23 protein-coding genes, 1 tRNA gene and 1 pseudogene are annotated in these 26,774 nt (G+C 60.1%); 10 read left to right on the plus strand and 15 right to left on the minus strand.

Translation table 11 applies throughout. The annotated features are described in order from the left end of the window. Positions 1-9 precede the first annotated feature (9 nt). Positions 10-2,289, minus strand: a complete 2,280-nt coding sequence (locus YU3_RS0121655; RefSeq protein ID WP_027168217.1) for an OmpA family protein — start codon at positions 2,287-2,289, stop codon at positions 10-12. A 194-nt stretch (positions 2,290-2,483) separates the two neighbouring features. On the opposite strand from YU3_RS0121655, the gene YU3_RS0121660 reads away from it, so the two are divergent. Next, entirely contained in the window at positions 2,484-2,930 is a 447-nt protein-coding gene (locus YU3_RS0121660; RefSeq protein ID WP_027168218.1) for a YcgN family cysteine cluster protein, read from the plus strand. A gap of 281 nt (positions 2,931-3,211) precedes the next feature. Then, entirely contained in the window at positions 3,212-3,559 is a 348-nt protein-coding gene (locus tag YU3_RS0121665; RefSeq protein ID WP_027168219.1) for a hypothetical protein, read from the plus strand. Positions 3,560-3,740: 181 nt separating this feature from the next. Here YU3_RS0121665 and YU3_RS0121670 read toward each other — a convergent pair whose 3' ends face one another. Further along, a complete protein-coding gene (locus YU3_RS0121670) occupies positions 3,741-4,451 on the minus strand; it encodes an SIMPL domain-containing protein (protein ID WP_027168220.1) in 711 nt (236 codons plus the stop codon). A 224-nt stretch (positions 4,452-4,675) separates the two neighbouring features. Between YU3_RS0121670 and YU3_RS0121675 the strand changes: the two genes are divergently transcribed. Continuing rightward, positions 4,676-4,751 (plus strand) — tRNA-Ile (locus YU3_RS0121675). A gap of 21 nt (positions 4,752-4,772) precedes the next feature. On the opposite strand, the gene YU3_RS0121680 is transcribed toward YU3_RS0121675, so the two are convergent. The 4 genes and pseudogenes from YU3_RS0121680 to YU3_RS42260 form a co-directional block, all read right to left on the minus strand. Continuing rightward, positions 4,773-6,008: a tyrosine-type recombinase/integrase gene (locus tag YU3_RS0121680; protein ID WP_245273587.1), complete on the minus strand. Its 1,236-nt coding sequence runs from the start codon at positions 6,006-6,008 to the stop codon at positions 4,773-4,775. Further along, positions 6,005-6,256 (minus strand): hypothetical protein, encoded by a 252-nt coding sequence (locus YU3_RS39495; protein ID WP_027168222.1) that lies wholly within the window; start codon positions 6,254-6,256, stop codon positions 6,005-6,007. The genes YU3_RS0121680 and YU3_RS39495 overlap by 4 nt, the downstream gene beginning before the upstream one ends. A 414-nt stretch (positions 6,257-6,670) precedes the next feature. Then, complete coding sequence (locus YU3_RS42255) at positions 6,671-7,135, minus strand: HAD hydrolase-like protein (RefSeq protein ID WP_348631179.1); 465 nt, start codon at positions 7,133-7,135, stop codon at positions 6,671-6,673. Between the two features lie 56 nt (positions 7,136-7,191). Then, positions 7,192-7,443 (minus strand): annotated as a pseudogene (locus tag YU3_RS42260) (TIGR01457 family HAD-type hydrolase); the annotation flags it as partial. A gap of 481 nt (positions 7,444-7,924) precedes the next feature. Here YU3_RS42260 and YU3_RS0121695 point away from each other — a divergent pair. Then, positions 7,925-8,191, plus strand: coding sequence for a DUF982 domain-containing protein (locus YU3_RS0121695; RefSeq protein WP_027168223.1), 267 nt, complete (start codon positions 7,925-7,927; stop codon positions 8,189-8,191). Next, positions 8,178-8,405, plus strand: a complete 228-nt coding sequence (locus YU3_RS0121700; protein ID WP_027168224.1) for a hypothetical protein — start codon at positions 8,178-8,180, stop codon at positions 8,403-8,405. The genes YU3_RS0121695 and YU3_RS0121700 overlap by 14 nt, the downstream gene beginning before the upstream one ends. Positions 8,406-8,413: 8 nt before the next feature. On the opposite strand, the gene YU3_RS0121705 is transcribed toward YU3_RS0121700, so the two are convergent. The 4 genes from YU3_RS0121705 to YU3_RS0121720 all read right to left on the minus strand — a co-directional run bounded on the left by YU3_RS0121705 (position 8,414) and on the right by YU3_RS0121720 (position 9,997). Further along, positions 8,414-8,665 carry a hypothetical protein gene (locus tag YU3_RS0121705; RefSeq protein WP_027168225.1) on the minus strand — a complete coding sequence of 84 codons (252 nt, stop codon included), beginning with the start codon at positions 8,663-8,665 and terminating at the stop codon, positions 8,414-8,416. Between the two features lie 2 nt (positions 8,666-8,667). Continuing rightward, the gene (locus tag YU3_RS0121710; protein WP_027168226.1) at positions 8,668-8,928 is read right to left on the minus strand and encodes a hypothetical protein; all 261 of its coding nucleotides are present in this window, start codon (positions 8,926-8,928) and stop codon (positions 8,668-8,670) included. Beyond that, positions 8,929-9,126 carry a hypothetical protein gene (locus YU3_RS39500; protein WP_027168227.1) on the minus strand — a complete coding sequence of 66 codons (198 nt, stop codon included), beginning with the start codon at positions 9,124-9,126 and terminating at the stop codon, positions 8,929-8,931. A gap of 115 nt (positions 9,127-9,241) precedes the next feature. Then, the gene (locus YU3_RS0121720; RefSeq protein WP_027168228.1) at positions 9,242-9,997 is read right to left on the minus strand and encodes a hypothetical protein; all 756 of its coding nucleotides are present in this window, start codon (positions 9,995-9,997) and stop codon (positions 9,242-9,244) included. Positions 9,998-10,564: 567 nt separating this feature from the next. Here YU3_RS0121720 and YU3_RS0121725 point away from each other — a divergent pair. From YU3_RS0121725 to YU3_RS0121735, 3 genes are read left to right on the plus strand one after another with little or no spacing between them, the layout of a single operon-like run. Continuing rightward, a complete protein-coding gene (locus YU3_RS0121725; protein WP_027168229.1) occupies positions 10,565-11,329 on the plus strand; it encodes an ImuA family protein in 765 nt (254 codons plus the stop codon). Further along, positions 11,241-12,764, plus strand: a complete 1,524-nt coding sequence (locus YU3_RS0121730; protein ID WP_027168230.1) for a DUF6504 family protein — start codon at positions 11,241-11,243, stop codon at positions 12,762-12,764. The genes YU3_RS0121725 and YU3_RS0121730 overlap by 89 nt, the downstream gene beginning before the upstream one ends. Then, positions 12,761-16,027 (plus strand): error-prone DNA polymerase, encoded by a 3,267-nt coding sequence (locus YU3_RS0121735; protein ID WP_027168231.1) that lies wholly within the window; start codon positions 12,761-12,763, stop codon positions 16,025-16,027. Before YU3_RS0121730 ends, YU3_RS0121735 begins: the two co-directional genes overlap by 4 nt. Positions 16,028-16,142: 115 nt before the next feature. Here YU3_RS0121735 and YU3_RS0121740 read toward each other — a convergent pair whose 3' ends face one another. Together YU3_RS0121740 and YU3_RS37020 are read right to left on the minus strand one after the other, a co-directional pair. Beyond that, positions 16,143-17,483, minus strand: a complete 1,341-nt coding sequence (locus YU3_RS0121740; RefSeq protein WP_027168232.1) for an anti-phage deoxyguanosine triphosphatase — start codon at positions 17,481-17,483, stop codon at positions 16,143-16,145. Between the two features lie 68 nt (positions 17,484-17,551). Continuing rightward, entirely contained in the window at positions 17,552-17,812 is a 261-nt protein-coding gene (locus YU3_RS37020; protein WP_036259131.1) for a hypothetical protein, read from the minus strand. Positions 17,813-17,877: 65 nt separating this feature from the next. On the opposite strand from YU3_RS37020, the gene YU3_RS38730 reads away from it, so the two are divergent. After that, positions 17,878-19,929, plus strand: coding sequence for a DEAD/DEAH box helicase family protein (locus tag YU3_RS38730; protein WP_051334023.1), 2,052 nt, complete (start codon positions 17,878-17,880; stop codon positions 19,927-19,929). A 544-nt stretch (positions 19,930-20,473) separates the two neighbouring features. Here YU3_RS38730 and YU3_RS0121755 read toward each other — a convergent pair. Further along, on the minus strand, positions 20,474-21,067 hold the full coding sequence (locus YU3_RS0121755) for an SOS response-associated peptidase family protein (protein WP_027168233.1): 594 nt from the start codon (positions 21,065-21,067) through the stop codon (positions 20,474-20,476). A gap of 354 nt (positions 21,068-21,421) precedes the next feature. Between YU3_RS0121755 and YU3_RS0121760 the strand changes: the two genes are divergently transcribed. Then, positions 21,422-23,149, plus strand: a complete 1,728-nt coding sequence (locus tag YU3_RS0121760) for an SIR2 family protein (RefSeq protein WP_245273592.1) — start codon at positions 21,422-21,424, stop codon at positions 23,147-23,149. Between the two features lie 129 nt (positions 23,150-23,278). Here the strand turns inward: YU3_RS0121760 and YU3_RS0121765 are convergent, their stop codons facing one another. Beyond that, positions 23,279-25,501: a S8 family peptidase gene (locus tag YU3_RS0121765; RefSeq protein WP_027168235.1), complete on the minus strand. Its 2,223-nt coding sequence runs from the start codon at positions 25,499-25,501 to the stop codon at positions 23,279-23,281. Beyond that, a complete protein-coding gene (locus YU3_RS0121770; protein ID WP_027168236.1) occupies positions 25,498-26,643 on the minus strand; it encodes an ATP-binding protein in 1,146 nt (381 codons plus the stop codon). The genes YU3_RS0121765 and YU3_RS0121770 overlap by 4 nt, the downstream gene beginning before the upstream one ends. Between the last annotated feature and the right edge of the window lie 131 nt (positions 26,644-26,774).

Raw genomic sequence — 26,774 nt, forward strand, 5'->3', positions numbered from 1 at the left:
ATTTTGAAATCATTGCTCGTTGTTGCTCGCCACCGGAGCCACCAGCGAGGTGATGCGGCGGATGGCGACGCGGCGGTTCTCGCGGTTCGGACCGGGCGTGTTCACTTTGAGATACTCCTCGCCATAACCCTGCGTGGTAAGGTTCTCGGCCGGGATGCCAAAGGCATTGGTCAGTGCCTCGGCAACCGCCTCGGCGCGACGGTCCGACAGGGCGAGATTTGCGTCCGGCGTGCCGACCGCGTCGGTATGGCCTTCGATCAGGAAAGTTTCCGCCGGGTTCTTCTTCAGAAGTTTTTCCATGGCGTTGGCGACGCCATCGAGCTTCTGCACCTCGGTGTCGGAGATCGTGGCCGAGCCGAAGTCGAAGTTCAGCGTGTCGAGATCGATGCGACGGGCGATGTCGCGCACGCGGGCCGACCGCTTCACCTCGTCGATCGAGTAGAGACGCGTCACCTTTTCCACCGGCGGCTGCTCGAGGAAATTGTAGTAGTCGTCGTCGCTCTCGACATCCTCGGAATCCAGGATGTAGTCCCGGCGCGGGATGTCGAGCCGCATCGGCGGCAGGTCGTCGCCAGGATCGCGCCATTCGTCGACATCGTTATAGTACCGCTCGTCGACATAGCTCAGCACGTATTCGTGGCCATCCGGCGTGATGCGCGATCTCCTGATGACATCGCCATTGCGGTTGCGGATGGTGATGATCCGGATGCCGTTATCGCGCTCGACGATTTCGCGGGTGCGATCGCCCGACAAATCCTCGTAGTAGACATCCCTGGCGCCGCGGGTGATGCGAGGCGCCTCGTTGCTTTCCACGAACGTCTGGTTGTTGAACTGGAGGATCACGCGGTCGCCGAACTGCTTCACTACGTCTGCGCCCTGCGGCCGACGCCGCTCGCGGGCGAAGTCTTCGGGCGTGCGGTCGATCCGCTTGCCTTTCTCCTCGGTGGCAGGAACAATCTTTTCAGGTTGGATCGCCTGCTGCGCCGTCTTGTCGTCGGTGGGCGGCGGGCCCTGATCGACCGGCGCAGGCCTTTGCGCCTGCTGGCCTCCCTGCTGCTCGGCCTGGTTGCCGCCTTGCTGTCCAGCCTGGCTGCCGCCTTGCTCACCGCTGGCCTGGCCATTCTCGTTCTGGCCGGCCGGCTGGCGGCCTTTGCGCTTGCGAACGGCGTCCTTCTGGCTGTCGAGGACTGGAGCCTCATTCGCGTTGGCAGGCGCTTCGCCCTGCGCGGCAGCGCCGGCGTTCGCGCCGCCCTCGGCTGGTGGTTGCTCGCCGGTGGCAGGCTGGCCGCCGGTGGTTGTCTGGCCTTCGCTGGAGGGCTGCTTGGTCGAAGGTTGCTCTCCCGTCACGGCTTGACCAGCGCCGGGCTGCTCGCCGAGAGCCTTCCTGCGTTTTTTTGTCTTGTCCTGAGGCTGTTCGCCTTCGGCCGGTGCAGCTTGCTGCTTGTTCTGCTGCGGCTCGGCCTGCTGCGCCGGCTCGCCGGCAGGAGCCTCGGTCTTCGGCGCCTGCTCGGTCGGGGCGGTCTCGGTCTGCTGCTGCTTCTTCCTGCGCAGCTTGTCCTGCGGCGTGTTGTCGTTGGCGGGCGCCGCCTGTTCAGCAGGCGGCTCGGCCGGCGCGGTTTCGATTTGCTGCTGCTGGCGCTTCTTCTTGCGCGGCTGCTGTTCGTCGGTCGCAGGTGCCGCCTGCTCGGCGGGCTGCTCGGCCGGTGCGGTTTCTGTTTGCTGCTGCTGGCGCTTCTTCCTGCGCGGCTGCTGTTCGTCGGTCGCCGGCGCCGCCTGCTCGGCGGGTTGCTCGGCCGGTGCGGTTTCTGTTTGCTGCTGCTGGCGCTTCTTCTTGCGCGGCTGCTGCTCTTCGGCTGCGGGCTGTCCGCTCTGATCTGCGGGGGCCGCCTCGATCTGCTGCTGTTGGTCGCGCTTCTTGCGCGGCTTGAGCTGCTGCTCGGCCGGTGCTGCTTGTTCCCCCTGGTTGGACTCCATCTGCTGCTGCTCGTGCCGCTTCTTGCGTGGCTGCTGTTCAGACTCGGCAGGTGCGGCTTGTTCGGCCGGCGCCGATTCGCCTTGCTGCTGCTGATCGCGCTTCCTTTTCCGTGGCTGTTCGCCACCCTGCTGGCCGGCTTGGGCGCATTCCTCGGCCGACTGGCCTTCGGCGCAAGCGGCCTGAGCCAGGACGAGCGGCGCGCCATGCAGGCTGCCGGAAGCGACACCCCCCTGCAGCGGATACGCGCCCAACGGCGCGGATGCCATAAGCAGGCCGATTGCCGTACCCGCCAGAATCCGTGGTTGGCGTTTCATATCATTTTCTCCTAATGGGGTCCCATCCCTGCCCAAACTTTCGTCAGCCGCAATTGGTTCCTTCGGGCATTGACGCCAACCAAGGATGCCCGGCCGACCTTTTGAAGGCAATTTCGTGTTTTTCTAATGTTGATACCGGGTCACAGTGACAGCAGCGCTTGACCGCAAGGCCGCGGAGGGCCAAATCCACCGAAATGACCGCACCATTCTGGAAAACCAAGACGCTTGAGGCGATGACCCCTGCCGAATGGGAATCGCTTTGCGACGGCTGCGGCAAATGCTGCCTGTCGAAGCTCGAGGACGAGGATACCGGCGAGATCTTCTGGACCAGCGTTGGCTGCCGGCTGTTCGACGCCGACAAATGCCGCTGCGCCGATTATGCGAACCGCCTGGCGCGGGTGCCCGACTGCGTCGGGCTGACGCCGCAGAATGTGCGCACCATCACCTGGCTGCCAAAAACCTGCGCTTACCGGCTCGTGGCCGAGGGACACGATCTCTACTGGTGGCACAGGCTGGTTTCAGGAAGTGCCGAGACCGTGCACGAGGCCGGGATTTCGATCCGCGGCCGGGTGAAGGCCAGGGAAACCGATCTGGCCGAGCCGGACGACTATTTTGACTATATACTTGATGACGAACCCTGACGGGTTCGCATCTTGACGACGAACCCTGGCGGGTTCGCGTTTGACGACGAAACCCGACGGGTTCGCGTTTTGAGGGGAACCGAGCGCACCACGGCGCGTTTCCGGCTCCGGACTTTGAAGCGAGCGGGATGATGGATGTGTGAGGATTTTGCCTTTCCTTCCACATGAACCGGACATGAACACCCGGTTCGCGAAAAGTTCAGACACGAAATGGCATTTTGCAATCATTGGTTCGCCAATCATCAGTTCAAGGGCGAGAGCCCGCAACAAGGAGAGAGACGATGTTCAATCAGATCAAGGCGGCAGCCCTTTCGGCCCTTGTCGGGCTTGGCACGCTCGGCGCCGCCCATGCGGACAGCCTCTATCTCGGCTTCGGCAACAACCACGACCCGCGTTTCGGCGTCTACACGGGCGACGATGACGGTTATCGCCGTGACTGGCGCCGTGACCGCGATTGGCGGGGCTGCTCGCCGGATCGCGCCCTCGACAAGGCCGAACGCATGGGTCTGCATCGCGCCCGCGTCGTCGACATCAGCCGCCGCACCGTGAAAGTGGCCGGCCGCCAGTATGGCGATCGTGTCGTGGTGGTGTTCGCCAACGAGCGCGGCTGCCCGATCATCTATCGCTGAGGCTGAAAGGACGATCCTCTTCGCGGATCAGCTTTGAGGACGTTCCTCTGCGGATCGCGTGTAAGGACGATCCCCTTCGTGGATCGCCTATAAGCGGAGCCCCTCAAGGTGAGGCGCGGCTCGAAAAAAGCCCCGGAGGATCGATCCTCCGGGGCTTTTATTGTCGGCTATCTGGGGAACGTCACTTCAGTTCGAAGGTGACCGTGACCTGGACGTTGTAGGAGTTCTCGCCAGCCTGCACCGGCACGGCCGAACGGGCGGCGTCGAATGATTTGGCCGCCATCGGCATCGGCGCCGGCGCGACGTTCTGGTCGGTGATCTCGAGCACCTTGCCCAGGCTGACGCCGGCCGCTTCGGCGAGCGTCTTTGCCTTGGCCATCGCGTCGGCGACCGCCTTCTTGCGCGCCTCGGTGATCGCCGCCTTCGGATCGTCATTGGTGAAGGTGATGCCGCCGCCCTGGTTGACGCCGAGCGACACCGCCTTGTCGAGGATCTCGCCCGTCTTGTCGACATTGCGCACGCGCACCGACAGCGTGTTGGTCACCTGATAGGCGACGAGCTCGGCCTCCTGGCTGCCGTCGGCCTTGTTGGTATAGTTGTAGCGAGGGTTGATCTGGATGCCCGCGGTCTGCAGGTCGCGGTCGGCAATGTCGGCGGATTTCATCGCTGCGATCACCGCCGCCATGGCGTCGTTATTGGCATCGAGCGCTTCGCGCGCGCTCTTTGCCTCACGCATGACGCTGAGCGAAAGGATCGCCATGTCCGGCGCAACGGTCGCTTCGCCTTCGCCCGACACAATGACGCGGGGCGGGGGCTGGGTGTCGGCGGCGCTTGCCAGCGCCGGGAAGGCGACCGCGGCAGCGAGCGCGATGGGCAAAAGATGTCTGGTCATGAAAACTCCTCGAAGTCTGCGGTCCGCAGCCCGGTGCCGCAATCCGCCTCGACGCCGCAAAGGCGCTGATTTTCTGCAATGCGGTGCATGGGCCTGGACCTGTTCACGCGCCTTATGGGCGCAAGCCGCTCTACGCAGCGAATATGGGCTGATTTTGGCGGCTGCCGCCAGAGCTTTCGAAAGCCTTGTGCGAGCGGGCGAAAAACACTAAGCCAGCCCGCGTGGGGCCTGTAGCTCAATGGTTAGAGCCGGCGGCTCATAACCGCTTGGTTGGGGGTTCGAGTCCCTCCGGGCCCACCATTGGCTTTCGCTGCCATTGATTTAATTGGGTTTTTTGTACTTTTTTGTCCCACTTTCTTCCACCCCCTCCAAAAGTGGGACATTTTCGTTCTCGTTTCGATCGAATACCAGAAGCGTCCGGGCCGACTGCGCCACTATCCGGCGGCGTGCCTTGCGGATGTAATGATCGGGCTGCTGATACGTCGTCCAGCCGTAAATCGCCTTCAGCTGTTCATGCGTGGCACCGTTTTCTGCGGCAACGGTGGCGCCTGCCTTGCGGACCCCGTGGGCGCTGCAGCCCGGGAGCGCCGCTTCGTCGCACCATTGGCGCATCTTGTTACCAAGGCCGTTTTCCGAGAAAGGCCGACCGTACTCGGTGACGAGGAACGTCAGGTTGCCGGCCGGGGCGAAGGAAAGCTCATCCTCGAGTTCTGGGAGTAGAGGCAGTTCGACGACAATCGCTTCCTTGCGCACCTTGCTCTTGTCGGTCTTGCCAGGCTTGATCCTGATCCACTTCTCCCAGGTCCCGGTATCCTTGTTGCGAACCTGGGTAATGTGTTGTCTGCCGAAGATTGCTGCATCGGACAGTCGCAAACCTGTGAACATGAAAATCGCCAGCGCCATACGAGCCATGGTGCCGCGCGCATGCCGTTTCTCATACTGGACGATCTCCGACACTTCCCAGGTGTGGAAACCTTCGCCATTGCCCGAAGTCAGGCGCTTTATTCCGTTTGCCGGATTGACCTCGACCATCTCGGCATCCTTGGCCCAGGCGAACATTGCGCTAATGGCTTTTGTAATATTGTTGGCTGCCCCCGGAGCGTCTGACCGGGTATCACGGAGCTCCTTGACGTGAGACCGCTTCATGGCCGCGAATGGTAATGAACCCTTCGTCGAGAAGTCCGGATTGACTGGCCCGGTCAGCGGGTGAGGCAGTTTGCAAACGCCTTCAAGTATTGTTCGTCGTCGAAGCATCGTGCCTTCGCCGACCTCTGCGCCACCGCGCCGGAAATACTCTTGGCAAAGCCACATCAGGCTGCCCCGAGGGGCCACTGGCCTCACTACAGGCCTGACCACATTCTGAGCCGAAGCATAAGGAACGCCATCTCGCGCGCAGCGCACTTCTTCGTGGAACTCGGCTGAACCTGGCTTTTCTCGCAGACGGATCTTTTTTCTACCCGGTGCGCGGAAGTACAGCCGGATATTGCCGTGCCGATCCCTGTCTTCGACAACGCCTTTCAGATTGAATTTCACCATGGTGCTCGCCACGTCCATCATCTGCGATCCCAAGGATTATCGCTGGAGGACACGCCGTCAAGTTTGCTGTTGCGGTGTGGTAGTCGCCGGAATGCCTCTGCCAGTTCCTCCACGTCCCAGACATAGCGCTCTTTGCTGGGCATCCGCGGTTGTGGCATACGGCCATCCGCGACCATCTGGTCGAACGTCGTTGGACTGACGCCGATAGCTACCGCTGCCTGTTCTCGATTAATGCCGAACAGCAGGAGCCCGCCAAGTTCGCGTTTCATTGCTTTTCTCGCTGCACATCGCCCCGCGGGCTGAGTTCCGCGACAGTGGAGCATTCACCTAAGACAATCACGCTACCCTTTCCTTGCAATGCCTGGAATGGATCTGTCCGGCCAATGCGGCAAACGGCGGTAGCGGCGTGAAAATAGGATAGCAGACCGCGGCTGCGGGGGTTCGAGTCGGGAGACCGCTACATCGCAACACCCACTATCAAAGAGGCTTTCTTCTGCTATCGGAGGCACGCGGGTTAGCCCAAAACTTTCCAATTTGGGGACAGAGGCTAGCCGATGCCGTCCCAAGGCAGAGGTCACAGGTTCGAATCCCGTCGGGTGCGCTCGACGGGTTCGGGACAACGGAAGCCCACGAAGAGATTGCGGACGACCGAGTGGGCTCCAACGCGCATCGTTTCCACATGTTCATTCCTTCATGAGGATATCGCCAAGATCGGCGAGGCGCTCGATCACGTGGTCCGGTCTGAATGGAAACCGCTCCATGTCAGCCCGCGTGCTCACCCCAGTAAGAACAAGGGCCGTCTTCAGACCCGATTCCAATCCGGCGACAACGTCCGTATCCATCCTGTCGCCGACCATGATCGTATCGGCCGCCCCAACTCCCAGGCGTTCCAGCGCGCTTCGCATCATGAACGGGTTAGGCTTGCCAACGAAATAGGGGTGACGGCCGGTGGCCTTTTCTATCAATGCTGCAACGGCACCGCAGGCAGGATGGAAGCCACGCTCGGTCGGCCCAGTGGCATCCGGATTTGTGGCGAGGAACCAGGCACCCTTGCCACGAGCTCGGCGCCGAAGGCGATCTGCTCGTAGTGGTATGATTTTGTGTCGCCAACAACTAAGAACTCGGGAGCAAATTCGGTTATCCGGCAGCCTGCAGACCGCAAAGCCTCGACCAGCCCATGGTCGCCGATGGCATAGGCGGACGCCCCAGGCTTTTGCAACGCCATGAACCGGGCAGTCGCGAGCGCCGACGTATAGATGTGCTCGGGCTGTACGGGGAAGCCAACCGCCCGCAAACGCTCGGCATGATCTTCCGGCGTAAAGCGGGAGTTGTTAGTAAAGATCTGAAACGGCTTGCAGGTGGCGACCAGCCCGGCAACATAATCGACCGAGCCTGCAATCGCCTGGCCGCCCCGGACCAGAACCCCATCCATGTCGAGCAGATGCGCTATGATCATCAGATTGCCACCGCTAATATTCTTGGGTCGGCGTGTGGCATAAGTCGCTTCTGGATCATGTGGGTCGTTCCCTTTTCCGATGGTTGCGCTGGCAATGTACGCACCAAGAGCAATTGGGGAACGGCATCAGATCGCCGGGGCAGCAATTAGGACATTGCGGCCTGCGAAAGGGTCAATTGCATACCGCTGTCAGATGACGCGGCCATCAATTGTTGTCCGTTTCGGAAGGGTTCGGGTTCATCGACACTGAAGTCGGCGTGGTCGAAAATGGTAGCGCTAGAGTGAGAGCGCTACCCACTTTCTCTCACTCATTGAACCATCGGTTCCGGCTCGCTGCTACGGGTGATAATGAGGAAGTCGACAGCGTTTCCGCGCATGGTCGAGGCCGTCGCCCAACAGCGCAGCGGCATTCCGGAATGGCAGCGGAACTGAATCGCGCGCCGATGCTTGAATCGCGTTCGAGTAACTCAGGGGTGACGTGATGCAAGACCAGCGTTTCGATATGCCCGTTTCGGTCGCGTTGGGCCGGTCCGGTAACACTGTTTACAAGGTTGAGCGAGTGGCGCAGGCGGCCGATATCCTTCTCAATCGTTGGCCGTTCGCGACAGGGAAAAGCCATGTGGCGGCTCGAAAAGCGTGTCTGGCCGCCCTGGAGGGGATCAAAGAAGCTAGTGTGGCAAGGGCAGCATTCGTGAAGGCCGCGACCGATGCCGACATCTTGCGCGAGAACGACCATGGCCGTGGCTAAGAAGGATCAGGAGCGCGTCGGATATGCTTGGCTCTATGGGGCACAAGCGCGCAAGGACGGAAGGGAGCGCGTCGTGCCCGAGTTCTGGAGGGAATACGCAGACTCTTGGCTGCAGGGCTTCGATGGCCAGTCGATCCAGGATGCCGGCAAGGCGGAGCCGGTCGGCGATCAGATGGAAGCGGAGGTTGACGAAGCTGGGGTCAGCAAACTGTAACTGGCAGTCTACAGCAGCTTGCCGGCGCGTATCATGGCGCGCGCAATCGCGAGTTGGGCTTCGGTCTTTGCATTTTCTTTCTGGGTCATGTTGTCGGCGGCAATCAACCGCTTAAGCGCCCGCAATGTCTCCCCTCGGGTCCAGCCCACTTCCAGCATGCAATCGATGATCGCCTGAAAGCCGGGCTCCATGGCCTCCTCGCAATCCAGCGAGCGGTCTGCATAGTCATGGTCGAATTGGTCTCTGGGTGGATTGATCATTTTCACTCCATATCCGCCACGTCGCCGTCGGTGAAAAGTACCGTTGGCGGTCCATATTCGCCAAGCGCCGGATCGGCGTCGCGACTCCATGCTATGACGCCTATATGCTTCCCCGCTAGCGCCTTGGCGATGCGAACGGCGCGGTCCTCGCTTTGCTGGTCGGTCGGGCCGTATGCTGTGAACAGTTCGCCATCTTCGCCGCGGTCGAACGCCACGACAACGATCAGCTTCGGCTTTCTCTGATCTGGCGCATCGTCGGACACTCAGTGCGTCCTGCCGGAGCGCAGATGCATCTCGATCTTATTGATTGCCTTGGTGAGGACATCGACTGCCTGCAGATTGACGGCGAAGTCGAAGTTACCTTGCGCGGTTTCAAATATCAGAACGCCGACCTTGGTCTCATCGTCGCTCATCACGCCCATTCCAATGCCGGTCGGCATATAGGGTGGCTTTTCTGACATGGTCTCTCTCCTCAGATGCGGTTTGGCCCCGTCACACGTTCGGCCATCTGGCCGTACGACCTGGAGTGGCCAAGCACTACCGATGGACGATGGCGGCCGTGTAACCGGCTCACCACTAATCGAAATGCATCGACTGGCCGCGCATTATTGCCAGGGTCAGTGCGATTGCAGGATTTGCAGGCGGACTCTCCATAAGCAAGGAGCCGTCGAAATCGCGCCACGCCGCCATCCGCAATTCGTCACCGTCATCGGCGGCTGCAGGGTCGAAAACGTGGGCATCGTAGGGATCGCGGTCAATTTCAATCGTCCAGTCCTTGAGCGCCTTGCGAGCCATTTCTTCAACCTGGGCAAGGTCACTGGTGAAGAAGGGAATACGGTCGCCATCTTCTGAAAGGGGCTCGACCCGATCCAGCGTTGGCCGCTCGGGAACCCAACCAAGAACGAAGGCAATATCGAAGTCGATCTGGCGGTCCGGGCCAGCTGTAACCTCCAGCCGTTTGACGACGTCGGGATAGAGGTTCTTGCGCTCCGGCCAGGTGTCTGGAATGGCCTCGGCTTGCAACCGCGTCCGGGGCACGTTGATCAGTTCCATGATCTGGCGGCGCGGAACTTTGTCCTCCGGCCAGCCCGCACAACATGCTATCGTCGCGGCCTCGTCGGCTTCCATCCAGACTGAAGCAGCATGGTCCTCGTCCTCGGTTGGCTGGTCGTCTTCTGGAAAGCCTTTGATATCCCACCCTTCCAACGCGAACAAACCTTCCGCGCCTTGCAAAGCCGTAATGCCGGCTCGCGCGAAGACTGCCTCGGCTGCCGCGACTCCTCGGGCCAGTTCTTCGGGCGTTGCGCCTTCAATGTTCAAGCGAAGTTCCATGGTTCGCCTCCTGTGCCAATCGTGTCGACAGTGAACAAAATAAGAACATTGAAGTCAATAGGCTCTTGGCAACAGAGGAATGGGGTCTGTTTTTTCAACGCGATAGCCAACGAGGCAATGGATCGGCACTCCATTCCGATTTCCAAGGCAAATGCCTCCATCGCCCATCATGATGCGGACCGCCGCGGACGGGGACAGTCGGTCCCGCGTCCCGTCCTGCGGCCGGCGCTATGCTGACGCTCCTACGGCTGTCCTGTTAACCGACCGCGGCGGGGGGCGAATTTCCTCCGTCCCGCGCGCGCCAATGTCCGCATTGGCGGACACGCGCAGGACTGCGGTTTATGCGCCGTTTTTCCTTTGGGCGCCGCCAGTTGCCGGCGCGACGCCCAGCTGGGCATCGTGGCTTTCGACCGCATCGTCCTCTTTGCAGGCGTCCCATCGGTGCCACCGGGCGGGCGGTCGCGACAAACATTTCTTCCGCAGCGCCACCTCACCATCCCATTGACTCTTCATTAGGAAGAGAACAAATGAGGAACATACCATCAGCATTTCGCGTTCAGGGGACAGATGAGTGCATCGGCGCCAAACGCTGCCATTTCCGATCTTCGAAATCGCATTGCGCGTCTCGAAGGCGGCAATTCACGCGAAAAAGCGGTGCTCCCTTTCGGCATTTCCTCTATCGACGACCACCTGCCTAGCGGCGGTGTGGCACTTGGCGCTCTGCATGAAATTGCTGGCGGCGGCAATGGAGCAATCGATGGCGCTGCGGCGTCGCTTTTTGCTGCAGGGATTGCTGCCAGGACGCAAGGCAAGGTGCTGTGGTGCGTGACGCGCCAGGATCTGTTTGCACCGGCAATCGCCCAAGTCGGGCTCCATCCCGATCGGGTGATCTACGTCGAGGCCGGTGACGACAAATCCCTGCTCGCCTGCTTCGAGGAAGGCCTGCGGCACGTCGGGCTTGGGGCTGTGGTTGCCGAGGTTGCCCGTCTGTCGATGACGGCCTCGCGACGCTTGCAGCTTGCATCGGAAGGCTCGGGCGCCATGGGCATCGCCATCCGTCGCTGGCGCCGCCAGACCGAAACCGCCGATTTCGGGCAGCCGACGGCGTCTGTCACGCGCTGGCGGGTTTCTGTCTTGCCATCGCGGCCGCTTCCGGTGCCGGGCGTCGGCCGGGCACGATGGCAACTTGAGTTGATCCGGTCCCGCGGAGGGGAAACGCTCGATATCGAAGTGGAGGCATGTGATGCCCAGGGTCGTCTCGCTCTTCCTTCCAAGCTGGTCGACCGACCGGCTCAGAAGGAAATTGGGCGACGTCTCGCCGTCGCTGGATAGGCCTCTGGTGCTGGTCGGGCGCCATGGCAATCGTCGCCTGGTGACAGCAACAGATCGCGCGGCAATGGAAGCGGGCTTGCGCGTCGGAATGCCTGCGACAAAGGCGCAGGCCCTCGTTCAGGGGCTGGCGGTTATGGACGCGGAGCCCGATGCCGATGCGGAGGCATTAGAGCGGCTGGCCCTGTGGGCATTGCGGCGTTACGCGCCGATCGTCGCTATGGATCATCCGGACGGATTGGTCATGGACACCACGGGCGCCGATCACCTTCATGGCGGTGAGCAGTTGATGCTGGCCGATATGGTCGAACGGCTCAGCCAGGTCGGCTTTTCGGCGCGGGCAGCGGTAGCCGATAGCTGGGGCGCCGCTCATGCCGTTGCGCGATACGTCAAGCAGGCCGTCAGTGTGGTGGCCGTCAACGCAGCCTATGATGCGATCGTCCCTCTTCCCATCGCGGCACTGCGATTGCCCGATGCGATCGTTGGCGGTCTGCGGGTCCTGGGCTTCGACAGGGTTGGCGAACTCCTGAAGCAGTCTCGCGCGCCACTGACGCTGCGCTTTGGGCCGGAACTCGGCCGGCGCCTTGACCAAGCTGCTGGGCGCCTTGCCGAGCCGATCGAGCCCGTGCGGCCCGCCGACGTGGTCGAGGTGAAACGTGCCTTTGGCGAGCCCATTGGTGCCGCCGAGACAATCGCCCGCTACATCGGCAAGCTTGTTCAAGCGCTGTGTGTTGAACTGGAGACCATGGGCCTCGGCGCCCGACGGCTCGACCTGCTGCTCTACCGCGTCGACAATCGCATCGAAGCCGTTCGCGTCGGCACGGCCCTGCCTGTCCGCGATGTGAAGCGGCTGACGCGGCTGCTCTGCGACAAGATCGAGAAGATCGATCCGGGTTTCGGCATCGAGCTGATGCGCCTGTCCGCGCCGTTGGCGGAACCGCTGACGCCCAGGCAGACCATTTCGTCGCTCATTGAGCAACGGGATGCTGACATTTCGAACCTGATCGACGTCCTCGGCAATCGTGTCGGAGAGGAAAAGCTCTATCGGTTTACCCCGGTGGCAAGCGACGTGCCCGAGCGATCGTTTAGGCGCGTCGCGCCGGCCTCGGCGGAGACTGGCCAGGCATGGCCAGACCATTGGCCGCGTCCGGCCCGTTTGTTGGCGGTGCCGGAACTGATCGAGGCGATCGCGCTGCTGCCGGACCATCCGCCGGCCAGCTTCACCTGGAGAGGCATCCGTCGACGGGTCAAGCGCGCCGATGGTCCCGAGCGAGTGTTCGGCGAGTGGTGGAAACGCGACGCCGAGCTTGCCGCCGTGCGTGACTATTTCCAGGTCGAGGACGACGCCGGTGAACGGTTCTGGATCTATCGCGCCGGCGACGGCGAGGATGCCGCGACGGGTTCGCATCGCTGGTTTCTGCACGGCGTCTTCGGATGACCGGACGTTACGTCGAGTTGCAATGCACCTCGCATTTCTCCTTCCTGCGCGGCGCCAGCTCCTGCGAAGAATTGTTTGCGCAGGCCGCCCTCATGGACATGCCCGCACTTGCCATCTGCGATCGCAACAGCCTGGCCGGCATCGTCCGGGCACACGAAGCGGCGAAGGCGACCGGTGTCAGGCTGATCGTCGGCTGCCGCCTTGATCTCGCGGAAGAGATCTCGATCCTGGTCTATCCGACCGATCGCGCGACCTACTCCCGGCTGTGCCGGTTGCTGTCGCTGGGCAAGAGGCGAGGCGGCAAGGCGAAATGCGTGCTCCATTGGGCAGATCTTGTCGCCTATGGCGAGGGCCTCATTGCAGTGCTCGTTCCCGACCAGGCCGACGACACATGCTCGATGTGGCTGCGGCGGCTGCGCGAGGCATTTGGCGACCGAGCCTATATGGCCCTGACGCTGCGCCGCCGTCCCAATGACGCACTACGGCTGCACGATCTGTCCAACCTTGCTGGACAGGCCGGCGTGCCAACCGTCGTCACCAACGATGTGCTTTTCCACGAGCCGTCACGCCGCATCCTGCAGGATGTCGTCACTTGTATTCGGCACAATGTGACGATCGACAATGCCGGGTTTCGTCGCGAGCGGCATGCCGACCGCTACCTGAAATCGCCCGGGGAAATGGCACGGCTTTTTGGTCGCAACCTCGAGGCGCTTACGCGGACGCTTGAAATCGCCGAGCGCTGCCGGTTCTCATTGGGCGAGCTTGCCTATCAATATCCCGAGGAGCGCATGCTGCCGGGTCTGACACCGCAGCAGGCCTTGGAGAAACTGACATGGGAAGGCGCGAAGCAGCGGTTTCCTGAAGGCCTGCCGGATAAGGTTGTTCGCACGCTCAGGCATGAGCTGCAGCTCATCGAGAAGCTGCAATACGCGCCGTATTTTCTGACGGTCAATTCGATCGTGCGCTTTGCCCGCAGCCAGGACATCCTGTGTCAGGGCAGGGGGTCGGCGGCCAACAGCGCAGTCTGCTACGTGCTCGGCATCACCTCGATCGACCCCGACCGCAACGATCTCCTGTTCGAACGCTTCGTCTCGGAAGAGCGCCGCGAACCGCCCGACATTGATGTCGATTTCGAACATGAGCGGCGGGAAATCGTCATACAATGGGTGTTCGAAACCTACGGTCGTGAGCACGCGGCGCTGTGCTCCACCGTCATCCGTTATCGCTCGAAAGGCGCCTTGCGCGACGTCGGCAAGGCGCTTGGCCTGCCCGAAGACCTGATCAAGATGCTGTCATCGCAGGTCTGGGGCTGGTCGGACGAAGGTGTCCAGCCGAAACATGCTGAAGAGTTGAACCTCAATCTCGGCGACCGCCGCTTGCGCCTGGCGCTCGACCTCGCCAGGCAATTGATCGGCGCCCCGCGCCACCTGTCACAGCACCCCGGTGGTTTCGTCCTGACCCGCGATAGGTTGGACGACCTGGTGCCGATCGAGCCGGCGGCGATGAAGGATCGGCAGGTCATCGAATGGGACAAGGACGATATCGACGCATTGAAGTTCATGAAGGTCGATGTGCTGGCGCTTGGCATGCTGTCCTGCATGAAGCGCGGCTTCGATCTCCTGTCGCAACACAAGGGCATCACTCTCGATCTCGCCACGATCCCGGCCGAGGATCCGCGCACCTACGCGATGATCCGCAAGGCCGATACGCTGGGCACCTTCCAGATCGAAAGCCGTGCCCAGATGTCGATGCTGCCGCGCATCAAGCCGCGGACCTTCTATGATCTGGTCATCGAAGTCGCGATCGTGCGGCCCGGGCCAATCCAGGGTGACATGGTGCATCCCTATCTGCGCCGGCGCGAAGGCAAGGAAGAGGTCGTCTATCCCAAACCCGAACTCGAGAAGGTGCTCGGAAAGACGCTGGGCGTGCCGCTGTTCCAGGAGCAGGCGATGCGCGTGGCGATCGAATGCGCCGGCTTCACGCCAGGAGAGGCTGACCAGCTTCGCCGCGCCATGGCGACCTTCAAGCACACCGGAGGCGTTTCGAGCTTCGGCGCCAAGCTGATCGGCGGAATGGTGACGAACGGCTACGAGCGCGAGTTCGCCGAAAAGACCTTCAAGCAGCTGGAAGGCTTCGGCAGCTATGGCTTTCCCGAAAGCCATGCGGCGAGCTTCGCGCTGATCGCCTACGCATCCTCTTGGATGAAGTGTCATCACCCCGACGTTTTCTGCGCCGCGCTCCTCAATGCCCAGCCGATGGGGTTTTATGCGCCGGCGCAGATCGTTCGCGATGCGCGCGACCATGGCGTCGAGGTGCGTCCGGTCTGCGTCAACGCCTCACGCTGGGATTGCACGCTCGAACCCACCGAGGACGAGGACCGGTTCGCCATTCGCCTGGGCCTGCGCATGGTTCGCGGCCTTGCCAACGCCGACGCCGCGGCAATCGTCACCACCCGCGCCGACCTGCCCTTCGCGTCGGTCGATGACCTCTGGCAGCGCGCTGGTGTTCCCGCTGCCTCGCTCGTTGAACTCGCCCAGGCTGACGCGTTCCAACCGTCCCTGTCGCTGGCGAGGCGTGGGGCACTGTGGGCAATCAAGGCACTGCGTGACGAGCCGCTGCCGCTGTTTGCCGCCGCCTCCGCCCGTGAACATCGGACGGTGCCGGAGATCCACGAGCCCCTTGTCGCGCTACGCGCCATGACATCAGGCGGTGAGGTCGTCGAAGACTACGGGCACGTCGGGCTGACGCTGCGCGATCATCCTGTTTCCTTCCTGCGCGCCGACCTGCGGCGCAAGCGTATCGTTTCTTGCCGCGAGGCCATGCAGGCGCGCGACGGCCAATGGCTGGAAGCAGCGGGCCTTGTGCTGGTCCGGCAGCGGCCAGGCTCGGCCAAGGGCGTCATGTTCATCACGCTCGAAGACGAGACCGGCATCGCCAACCTGGTGGTTTGGGTGAAGGTCTTCGAAAAATACCGTCGGGTGGTGCTCGGCGCCGGTATGATCGGCGTTTATGGGCGCATTCAGCGGGAAGGCGAGGTGGTGCATCTCGTTGCCCATCGGTTGAGCGATCTCTCAGTGGAGCTGGCCAGCGTTGGTGATCGCGATGCTGCCTTCCCGCTGCCGCATGGGCGCGGCGACGAGTTCCACCACGGCAGTCCGACGCCCGACCCGCGCGGGCTACCGAAGGGGCCGAGGCCGCGGGATATCATCGATCCCTATCTGCACATCGACCAGATCAAGGTGAAGACACGGGATTTCAAATAGTTCTGGGCGGAAAATCGGTGGGAGCGGGGTGCCGCACCATGGAAAAGATCATGCTGGAGTACGACCCTGGGCATGATCGTATTCCCTGCCGTGCGACAACATCATGGCACGTCGGCTAAAGTCTATCGAATACGGAGCCCATCCTAGGGCTGAACAGCCGGTCATAGGTCCTCAGCAAGTACCCATCCGTCATGCCGGCGACATAGTCGCAGATGTGACGCAAGGGATCGGAAGCCTCCTTACATCGTTCAAAGACGTCGGCTGGCAGAAATTTCTCCGGGTCTGAACGCATCACCTCAAAGACAGCGATGACCATCATCTGGCCTTTGAACTCGAGGTGTTGGACGCTTGGGCTGTAGATAACCTCCTCCCGTACGAGGTTCTTGATCGCCACCACAAATGCCATCACCGGCGCCGGGAGCACGGCCTGATATTTTATCCGCGGTTCGGCGAACTCCGCTTTCTCGTGAATATCGACGGAAGGGATCACCATATTCAGAACGCGATTGATCTGATGTTTCCTCTCGTTCCCATCGCCAAAGAGCCGGTCAGCAAACCCTGCATAGACGTCATTGCCGTATTGGCCCGGGTACTCCGAATTGAGGTAATCCAATAGCGCGGCGCACTGCTGAGGCCTTACGTGCTTCTCGAAATTAGCCCGGGAAATAAGGTGCATCGCCAGTACATCTTCGAGATCGTGAATGCCGAAGCTGATGTCATCTGCCAGATCCATGAGACTGCATGCGAACGATTTATGCCGAGCTTCATGATGCTTGCCCGACGCCTCGTTGAACGCTTGGAACTCATCTCGATCGGATGGTGCGAGCGGCTCGAGAAGCCAGTCGACGACGGCCTGTTCGCAATCAAGGTAGCATTTCGGTGGTTTTGACGCCTTTCGATCGAGGATCGGCGTACCACTAGTATTTTCCAGGAGCTTCGGCCTCTTGCTTGGGTTTGCGGCTTCTTTGAACGCCACAGGGTATTTGAGTACGCCGAGCATCGTTTCGCGCGTCAGGTTGGAGCCGGCCGCTTTCGACATCTTCTCAAGCTTCGAGAGGATACGAAGCGTTTGCCCGTTGCCCTCAAAGCCGCCGTCATCGCGCATGCAGTAGTTTAGCGCGACCTCGCCGCCATGACCGAACGGCGGGTGTCCGAGATCGTGAGTGCAGGCGATCGCCTGCATCATGCTTCGCTCGGGCAGATAATGAATTGCTTCGTGGCTGGGCAGGTTGTGCCGGAGTTGGATCGTCAGTCCGACTGCTATCTGCGCAACCTCGAGCGAGTGCGTGAGACGTGTTCTGTAAAAGTCGCTGTCGCCCAAGTTCAAGATCTGGGTTTTGCCTTGGAGGCGCCGAAATGAAGCTGAGTGGATGACGCGCGCATAATCGACATCGCCTGGCGTGCGCGCGTCGAATGATCGTTGTTGCCATGCCTCGCGGCGATCTGCCCACACCATCGCCGCTCCCCACAGACAACAAAACTAAGATGACCCGTTTAGCTGGCCTTTTGCCTCGAACCAAGTTCCTAGACCGGGTAGACCAAGATCAAGACATTAAAGGTCGTGTCAAAGGCTTCTGCAAGGCGCTCGCGCGCGTGACCGTTGCGATCGGTGACCGACACGGGTGTCGCCGTCTTATCTTGCATCTGCTCGAAAGCACTTAAAAGGTTCATTTGTCCGTTTCCGTGCATCTTCTTTAGAAATGGCAGGCTTGCATCCATCCCGACGATGTTGGGACCCGAGCATTCAACCGTGTATTCCAGGCCACGAACTTGCGAGGCGCCCAAGCGGTAATCTTAGCTTCTAGATGAGCTGTTGACATTTGCATAAGGTTGCATAATGTTGCAGCAAGATGCAGAATGATCGACCTGATTTTCTATCGCTTGCAGACGCCGCCGATTATGTCGGTGTCTCAAAGGATACTCTTCGACGTTGGGATGCCGCCGAGAAGCTGAAACCCGTAAGGCGGCCGGGCAGCGGCTACCGCTTTTATCGACGCGCTGACCTCGAACCATTTCGTCTCGAATATAAGCGGGCCGAGCAAGCGATTTCGAATGATGACCATCTGTTTCAAACTCTGACGGCCGACATCGAGGCAAACGTCTTGGTACGCGAGCCGCAGCAGGGGGCACATAAGGCAGTTCGCACCCACTTCGCGGCATCGAACGACTCCGTGATCCTTCAGATACCGGTTGGTTGCGGAAAGACGGGTGTCATCGCCACGTTGCCCTTTGGCATTGCGCAGGGACGGACACTCGTCATCACCCCGAATCTGACGATCAGGAAAGGCGTCGCAGAAGCGCTGGACATCACGAATCCCAAAAACTTCTGGCGGCGCACCGCCGTGCTGCACGATTTCTCAGCTGGTCCATTCCGTGCTGTTTTGGACGGTGTCGATGCCAACCTTCACGATTGCAATGACAGCCAATTTGTCGTCACAAATATTCATCAGCTCGCCAGTTCGGCGGACAGGTGGTTGCCGCAGTTCCCACCGAATTATTTCGATATGATCATGGTGGACGAGGGCCACCATAATGTCGCGCCGAGCTGGGCCAAGGTCTTCGAGAAATTTCCGAATGCCAAGGTCATCAGCCTCACTGCGACGCCGTTCCGCGGCGATGGCACACGTCCGCTCGGCAAGGTAATCTATCGCTATCCCTATACCAGAGCGATGGTGAAGGGATACATTAAGCAGATTCATTCGCGCAACGTCGCACCCTCCGAACTGTATTTCACATACAGGGACGATACCCGTCGTCACACCCTCGAAGAGGTGATGACATTGCGGGAAAACGCCTGGTTCCGCCGGGGCGTCGCGCTGGCGCCGGAATGCAACGCCCACATCGTTGACGCGAGCATTAAGTACCTCCGGGAACTACGCGAGCGCACCGGCTTCAGGCACCAGATTATAGCGGTCGCCTGCTCCGTCGATCACGCTCGCCAAGTGCGCTCCTTGTACGAAGAGCGCGGGCTGAAAGCGCAGGAAATTTATGGCGAGATGACTGACGAGCTAAAGGACCGGGTCATCGAAAACCTCCGCAGCGGGAAGCTCGATTGCATCGTGCAGGTGCAGATGCTGGGGGAGGGCTTCGACCATCCTCCGCTTAGCGTCGCCGCGATCTTCCGACCCTTCGCCAGTCTCTCTCCCTACATCCAATTCGTCGGCCGCGTGATGCGTGTCGTGCATGAGGCGAAGCCCGAACACCAGGATAACAACGCTTATGTCGTCTCTCACATCGGGTTGAACACCGATGCCCATTGGGACGATTTCCGTGAGATCGACTTCGATGACCAGGCCCTCATCAGAAAATGGCTGCAGGGTCAGGACGACGAGCCGGAAAGGGACGGCAGCGGAGAGCCGCGTCGCTTCGACGTTGGGATGTTAGTCGACAGCGAGATCATTGGATCGTTCATCAACCGCTCGTTTCTCGACCCCGAAGACGACCGCGTTCTTGAAGAAATGCTCAACCACGAAATTGGGGGAGGGATTCGGCTCCGCGACCTCATCAAGAAAGAAGTGCTGCGCGAAACCTTGCGGAATAAACAACAAGACCGCGCCGATTTGGCCGAGGTCGCGAGCCTGCCAGTGCAGCCGCAAAGCCGGCGCGTTCAAGCCCGCAAGCGGCTTTCGCAGCGCACGAATTCTGTCGTTGCCCGCATCCTGAAGGACCTTGGATATGCGATCGCCGGCCGTGAAGTCGGTAAGGCGATCAAGGCGGTCGCTGGCCGCGACAATCGGGCAGCAGTCGCCAGCCTCTTGCACACCGCTGTTAACGAGCATCTTGGCATCGGCTCGGGTAGCCGGAAGGAGCCCGGCGCCGGCGACAATGAGGATGCACTGGAGGCTCTGGACGTGCTCGGCGATCAGGTTCGGGACGCCATTAGAAAGGAGATCGGATCGTAATGCCCAAGGTCAGAGATATCCTTATTCACGTATCTGTCGAAGAGGCACAACGACAAAGAAAATGTGGGCGTAACACCAGTCACACAATTGCAAAGGGTGAGATGTGCCTTGTCGTCAAAACAAATCCAACAAACGATGATTATAGCTATAGCTTGGTCCTGGCTAAAGAAATGCTAGACACAGCATGGACGAAGCTAAAGGCCATCTACGCAAGTATGGGGATTGCTCCGCCATCATAAAGTGACCAACTCACCGGTGGAGGAAAAATTGAACGGTGCAAACAGACAATGATACGCGCCCTTTTTGTCAAGAACTGCAGGCCACGATAAGCGGCCGAGTATAGCCTGCGCGAAGAGCGTGCCCTTGTGCCGCCGCGCATTAATATCCGCTTTCGAGAAACGGTTGGGTAGACTTGAACGGCCGAAACGAGGCGCAAAGCAGTCATGCGGGCATCACTTCGTAGGATGCTGAGGCTCAGAACCGGACTGGTGAACGGTTTTGCCGCCATAACCTTGGGTCGACGGGTGCCGGCGTTGGCGCAAAGTCAGTCGCTCCCTTCCCGAACGGTCTCGACCGCCAACGACCCGGCCGGCAGGCACGTCAGCAGATCAGCCTCCGGTTTTGTGAGATGAATCCATGCCGCCCAGTCTTGCGGACGCAGCACGACAATCTGGCGATTGTGGATGGGTGCTACGTCAGGCCCGGGTTCTGTGGTCAGCATTGCGAATGTCGGTGGTTTGTTGCCTTCGCCCTCGCGCCACAGTCCGGCGATCGCCATGAACGACGCGCCGTTGAGCGTGAAGCGATGCTTAGCCTTTGGAGACTTCTTGCCGGTGAATTCGAAAAAAGCCGATGCTGGAATAAGGCAGCGCTTGCTGTTGGAGAAATTTCGCCCTTCCGAGCGGAAGTTGAAGACCGGCCCGCCTTTAGGCCCGGAAGGCGGAAAGGCAAAGGCCATGCGCGCGAGTTCGATCGTTTCGCCGCCGGCGCGCATGATCGGTGCTGGATCACTGATGCGGATGTCATCGGCCTGCGGCAGATCCAGTTCAGTTTGATGGGTGGGAATGTCGAGCGCCAGCGATTGCATCATCCGGCAATATTCGGCCCAGGCGATATGCTGCTCGTAATCATTGCACATGGCTGCCCCACGCGTTTGGTCAGTTGCGTAATAAAGCAGATAGCGCGGATTGGCCGCCGCGCCACCGCCCGAGATTCTTCTGCTATGCTCCGAAACTCCGGCGCGACCGCTCGAGCACCTGGCGCAGTTCGCTCGTGACATTGCGAAGATGTCTATTAGGACAAGGTCGCACCGCCGCGACGATCACGCAGGAAGGCAGCACGCTAGTCTAGCTCATCTTTGGTCAGAGGGTGCCCTCAATGCTGCGGAAAAGTCATTCAAATTTACGTCCTGGACTAGGGATCGTTACCCGGAGGGCGAAGACGCAAAGCGGCTTCGGGCGCCTGCGCCTCGATGCCGGTTCTGCGGAGCAGGATGACCCAATTCTTCATTGGCACTTGCTTAATGACAATTGCTTGCGTTCTATTGGTTTGGTTTTCAGCACCAACTCAATTGCAGGTAGCCGTGGCCCCAAAGTATCTTTCGTATTTCCCAAAGCCATTACTGGATGATCTCGTGAGTGGCCGCTGGCTTCCGGTCATTGGCGCGGGCATGTCCCTTAACGCAGTACTGCCGCCGCCCGCAAAAATGCCGCTTTGGAGCGATCTCAGCAAATCTTTGGCGGATGAGCTGCAGGACTATTCACCGACCGGCGTGCTGGACGCCATTTCGGCCTACGAGCATGAGTTCGGGCGAACGCGACTTATCGAAAGGCTCGCCGACCTGCTGCATCTCGACAAGGTGCGACCGGGCCCCGCGCACAGGGAATTCTGTACTCTTCCGTTCGACATCGTTTGCACGACCAATTTCGATTTTCTGTTGGAGAAGCAATACGATCTCGAACGGCAGGACAACCGTTCGGTTCATCCGGTGGTGGATGAAGACCAGCTCTCCATCAATATCGGCGCCACAGGGATACTTTTACTCAAACTGCATGGCGATCTGCGGCACCCAAAACGCCTTGTGGTGACGGAGGCCGACTACGACGGGTTTTTGTCAAACTATCCGCTCATTGCGACTTATCTCGCCAACCTGCTTATCACCAAGACAGCGGTATTCATCGGCTATAGCCTCGACGACCCAGACTTTCGTCAGATCTGGCACGTCGTCGCAAGCCGGTTGGGCAAAACCCGGCGCATGGCCTACGCTATCGTTGTCAACGCGCGGCCAGGCGACATCGCCCGGTTCGAACGTCGTGGCGTAAAGGTGGTCAATCTGCCGGGAACCCGAGACCGCTATGGCGAAGTGCTGGCAGATGCCTTCGCCGAGCTCCGCGAATACCGGCGTGAACATGCAGGCCCGACGCTCAAGCCGACCGACGAAAAGCCACTCGAACAGCTCTTGTTGCCACGCGATGCGATGTCGCGGCTTTGTTTGTTTGCAACGCCGCTCGACGTGCTTCCATTCTATAAGCAATACATCTTCCCTCTCGCTGAAGCCGCGGGTTTTGTGCCGGTGGCGGCCTCTGATGTCGTCAATTTGGGTGAAAGCGTGAGCGCCAAGATCGACACTCTTATCGACCGCGCTGCGGTGATGGTCGTGGATGCGACAACACGCAATACCGAATTTGAATTAGGCTTGGCACTTGGACGCGCTAAGGAAGTCTCCACGCGTCCCAACCGCCAGCCATTGCACGTGATTCCTGTTGTCGTGGAATCCACCGAACTTCCAGATACGCTGCGCGGGGTTATATATATGAGGCGACCCGTTGTCCTGTCGGAAGACAGTGACTTCGTGGGGAGACTTGCAGTGACATTTGCTCACTTGGCCCAAGAAATGGGCCATGTGCAGAAAATCGAGCCAAGGCGCCTTTTCGACGCGAAAGAGTATCGCGCGGCGGTGATTGCAGCGATGTCGCTATTGGAAGCCGAATTGCGTCAACGCCTCGAGAAAGAACCGTGGGAAAATGTCGAACGGGCCATGTCGTTGAGGCAACTCTTTCTCCGGGCAATCCGATTGGATCGCATCACAAATGTGACCGAAGACCAAATCTCAAATTGGATGAAACTGCGGAACACGGCTGTTCACACAGCACTGCCAGTTGGCCGCAATGAGGCGAAAGCGGTTGTCGAAGGCGTCGAACGGATTCTTGGTCTCAGGTAAAGGATCTTAAGGTCCGGCAGGGATTCCACCCCGCAGAAATGGATAAGTCCACCGGTGCCGGAGCCACCGTCCATATAGGTGTGGCGATTTCCAAGCATCGGTGATGCCATCACGCCTCGTACGGCTGGTTCAAGTCGTGACAGGAATTTCAATAACGGGACGCAGAGCTTCGAGCTGCTGGGCGTATTTTCTCACAACCTTGTCATAGAGATCACCAAGGTTCTTTGCGTGCACGCTGATCACGAGCGCGTAGGGCAATTCTTCCTTGGGCGCGAAGTCACGTCCGCCCTGGCGTGCATTGTAGTGAATATCGAGCACGGGATTTCGCAGCGTCTTGCCCATAAATGATACCCGCGTATGCAAGCAGTTTTCCCACTTCCACGCGTCGCGGCGCAGTTCGTCTTCCATCAGGCCGCTTTGCGTTTTGCCAAAAAAGCTTTTGGTGTCGGCGTGCACCTGTTTGGGGTCCTTGCGCTTTTTGTCGTGCGGACGGAATGTCGGCTCAAGTCCGGCACGGGTGTAGTTGCCCGGATGATGCGGGTCGACGCCAGTTGGATAACAAAGCGTGGCGGTGATTGCGACCTTGCCAGGGATGATTTCGGATGGAAGCGGAATGGGCGCACGGATATAGCGCGTCGGCGCAATAGTACCTTGATAGACGACGCGCACGGTGTCGTCGCCGCAAAGAACGATATCTTCGACTGACCGTGCTACGCGGCCACGCCCAACCTCTTCGCAGGGGTGGTCGCCCGCTTCGGTCGTATGAACCAGAAGAGCGCGGATCGCCAGCATGCTCAAAGTGTCGCCAAAATGAGCACGCAGCCCGGCACCTAAACGAAGCACGGATGGCGCGGCGAACGAGGTGCCTTCCGTGGCTTCCAACGCGAACGCCTTGCCGTCATGAACAACGATGAAGGGACGCTGCAAGCAACCTCCAAATTCCACGAAGTCAGGTTTGACCACGCCCGGGCTTCGGCCCGGACCGACGGAACTGTAAGTGGCGCGCTGCCAAGGCGTCTCATGGCTGTCGCATGCGCCGACGGCGAGTGCGTTGACGCAGTCGGCCGGCACTTGAATGCGGTTCAGCCCGTCTTCGGCTGAAAGGTGGCCGTTGTTGCCGACGGCAATAGTCGCAAGCGTCTGGCCGCGCGACAGGCGGTCATCGATAACAGCCGTCCAAGCATGCACGTCATCATCCTCGACGGGCGGATAAGGACCGATGCTCAGATTGACGAATTGATACTTCTTTTCCACCAGAACCCGATCGATCCGGTCAAGCACTTCGTAGAGTTCATGTGGGTCCTGACCGGGCATCGTGTCGAGCACACGGTAATGGTCAACCGGAGCATAGGGGCGGCTAAGCCCCTTGGAAGGGTCGATATGGCCGAACAAGAAAGCTGAGCTGACGCCGACGCCGTGTTTCTGAAATTCGTCGTACGCATTTCCAATTCCCGGCGGCTCAATCGGCTTGACCCATTTGGTGATTGGGTGCCCGTGGGGAATGCCGCCATCGAAGATGGCGACCCGGATACTGGGATCAAGCGGTCCCTCGGTCGGCAATTGCAATGCTTCCATAGGCACGCGCGACGAACGAAAGCTGGGGCGCAAAATGCGCAGCGCCGGCATCTGCCGAAGCGCACGGACCGGTGTGAACATTGCGATACGATCAGCCAGCTCAACAGGCGCTTCGAGCTCGACGAAGCACAACCCACCAGCCGCGAATCGACGACCCAGCGGCTGATCGATGCCCATTGTCTTCAGGTAATTCCTGAATTGCGTTGTAGCGCCCTTTGCTCCTGCACCTTCGCCAGTGTGAAGGACGACTTCGAAGACCACATCCCCTCCATTAGGGAGCCTGCCCTTAATCTTGTCTCGTATGGTCGGCGCCGCCACTTGCTCGACAGCCGGCAGATCTTTGGCGCCGGCTGCTTCCTCCTGCCAGCCCGGCAGTGACGAGCGCCACGCCCGAAAGGCCGAACGCGGACCCATGACGAATAATTCAGTCGTGATCGTTTCTTCCGGCTCGCGCCCTTTGGAGCGCTTCTCGGGTTTAATGCGGCGGGGGCGGCTGCCGATAGGCTCAAGCCCCAGAGTTTCAAAGAGCCGTTCGGGAAAATACGACTTAGCGATGTATTCGGGATTGAGGGTGACCGTTGCAACAGCGCGGTCGTTCGGGCATGCCGCGTCGGGTAACTGATCAATGCTCCTCACCGCGCGCGCCAGCATCGGGGCGATACGATCACGGGCCTGGGTGAAGGTGTACGGATGATTTTTAGGGGCACCACCACGGACCCCGGCAACATCCTCGACAAGGCGCTCCCCTTTGCCGAGAAGAAAATTGCGCTTCGTCATGTGGCCTCTTTCGAGCTCCGGCTCTTAGGTTTAGCTTTCTTTTTTGCTGCGCGCGTGCGTATCGCATCACGCGAGATTCCGGTCAGTTCACGGGCCTTGCGCTGAGAAACTAGCCCTTGATTGACAATCGATGCCGCGAGGTGGATGCGGCGGGTTTTCGGGATCGCGGCGTTGGTCAGCAACCCTGCAAGCCTCTCTTCAAGAGGCGCATGCCCCAACACCGCAGCGCGTCGCGCAGCCGACAACTCGCGCTCAATATCGCTGAATGAGCGCCCTGCGAAGGCGACTGCCAATAGGCGGCTCCACTCCGATGTTGCCGAAAAATGGGGCTGGAGTTGGCCTTGGATAAAGCGCTCGATGGCATGCTGGTCCGGAAGCGGAAACGCGATGTGCACCTCGAAGCGGCGCCAGATGGCCGGATCAAGAAGGTCTGGATGGTTGGTGGCTGCGAGCAAAATGCCCGATGACGGCCAATCGTCAATTTGTTGGATCAGCACCGTTACGAGGCGCTTCAACTCGCCGATTTCGCCCTGATCGTCTCGGCGTTTGGCGATAGCGTCCAATTCGTCAAGCAGCAAAACGCAGTCAATCTTCTTGGCATATTCCAGAACATAGCGAAGATTGCTGCCGGTGCGGCCCAGCAGACTGCTCATCACCGCCGCAAGGTCAAGAATGAGAAGCGGGCGCTTGAGTTCGCGCGCGAGCCAACGCGCCGCCATGGTCTTTCCGACGCCGGGCGGCCCAAGGAAGAGAGCTGCACGTGTGGGATCAAGACCTGCCCGGCTCAACGCCTGCACGTTACGGCGTTCCTCAATGACTTGTGTAAGGGATGCAGTGAGTTCGGCTGAGAATACTGGCTCATGGTCAAGCATGGGCTCTGCCTCGACGCGTATAAGGTGCATCCGGGAGTCCAGATCGACCGGGAGCGGCATTTCTGCCTGTTTGCGCAACGGAGAAGCCGATGACGGCGATTCATGCAGAAGCGCGGTTAGCGCATCAGCGAGCTGCGGCACCACAGCATGATAGCGCTTGGCGGCGCGGCGCAAGATAAGATGCACGTCTTGATGCCTGCCGGTCAGGGCGACCCTGGCGAGTTGCAGGAAGTCGGCTTCGATGCCATTTTTTTTGCTATCTCGGGTCATGTTACTCGCAAGGCATGGGAATTGATCGGGCGCGTCACCGTAAGGGTGAGCGGACGAATTCTCAATCCCGAATTCTCCATTCGTCCACATATCAAAATTACCCATCAAAATCATGGCTTTGGGTATGGACG

Origin of the sequence: Mesorhizobium sp. WSM3224, assembly GCF_000427725.1 — a bacterium.
Classification (GTDB): domain Bacteria; phylum Pseudomonadota; class Alphaproteobacteria; order Rhizobiales; family Rhizobiaceae; genus Mesorhizobium.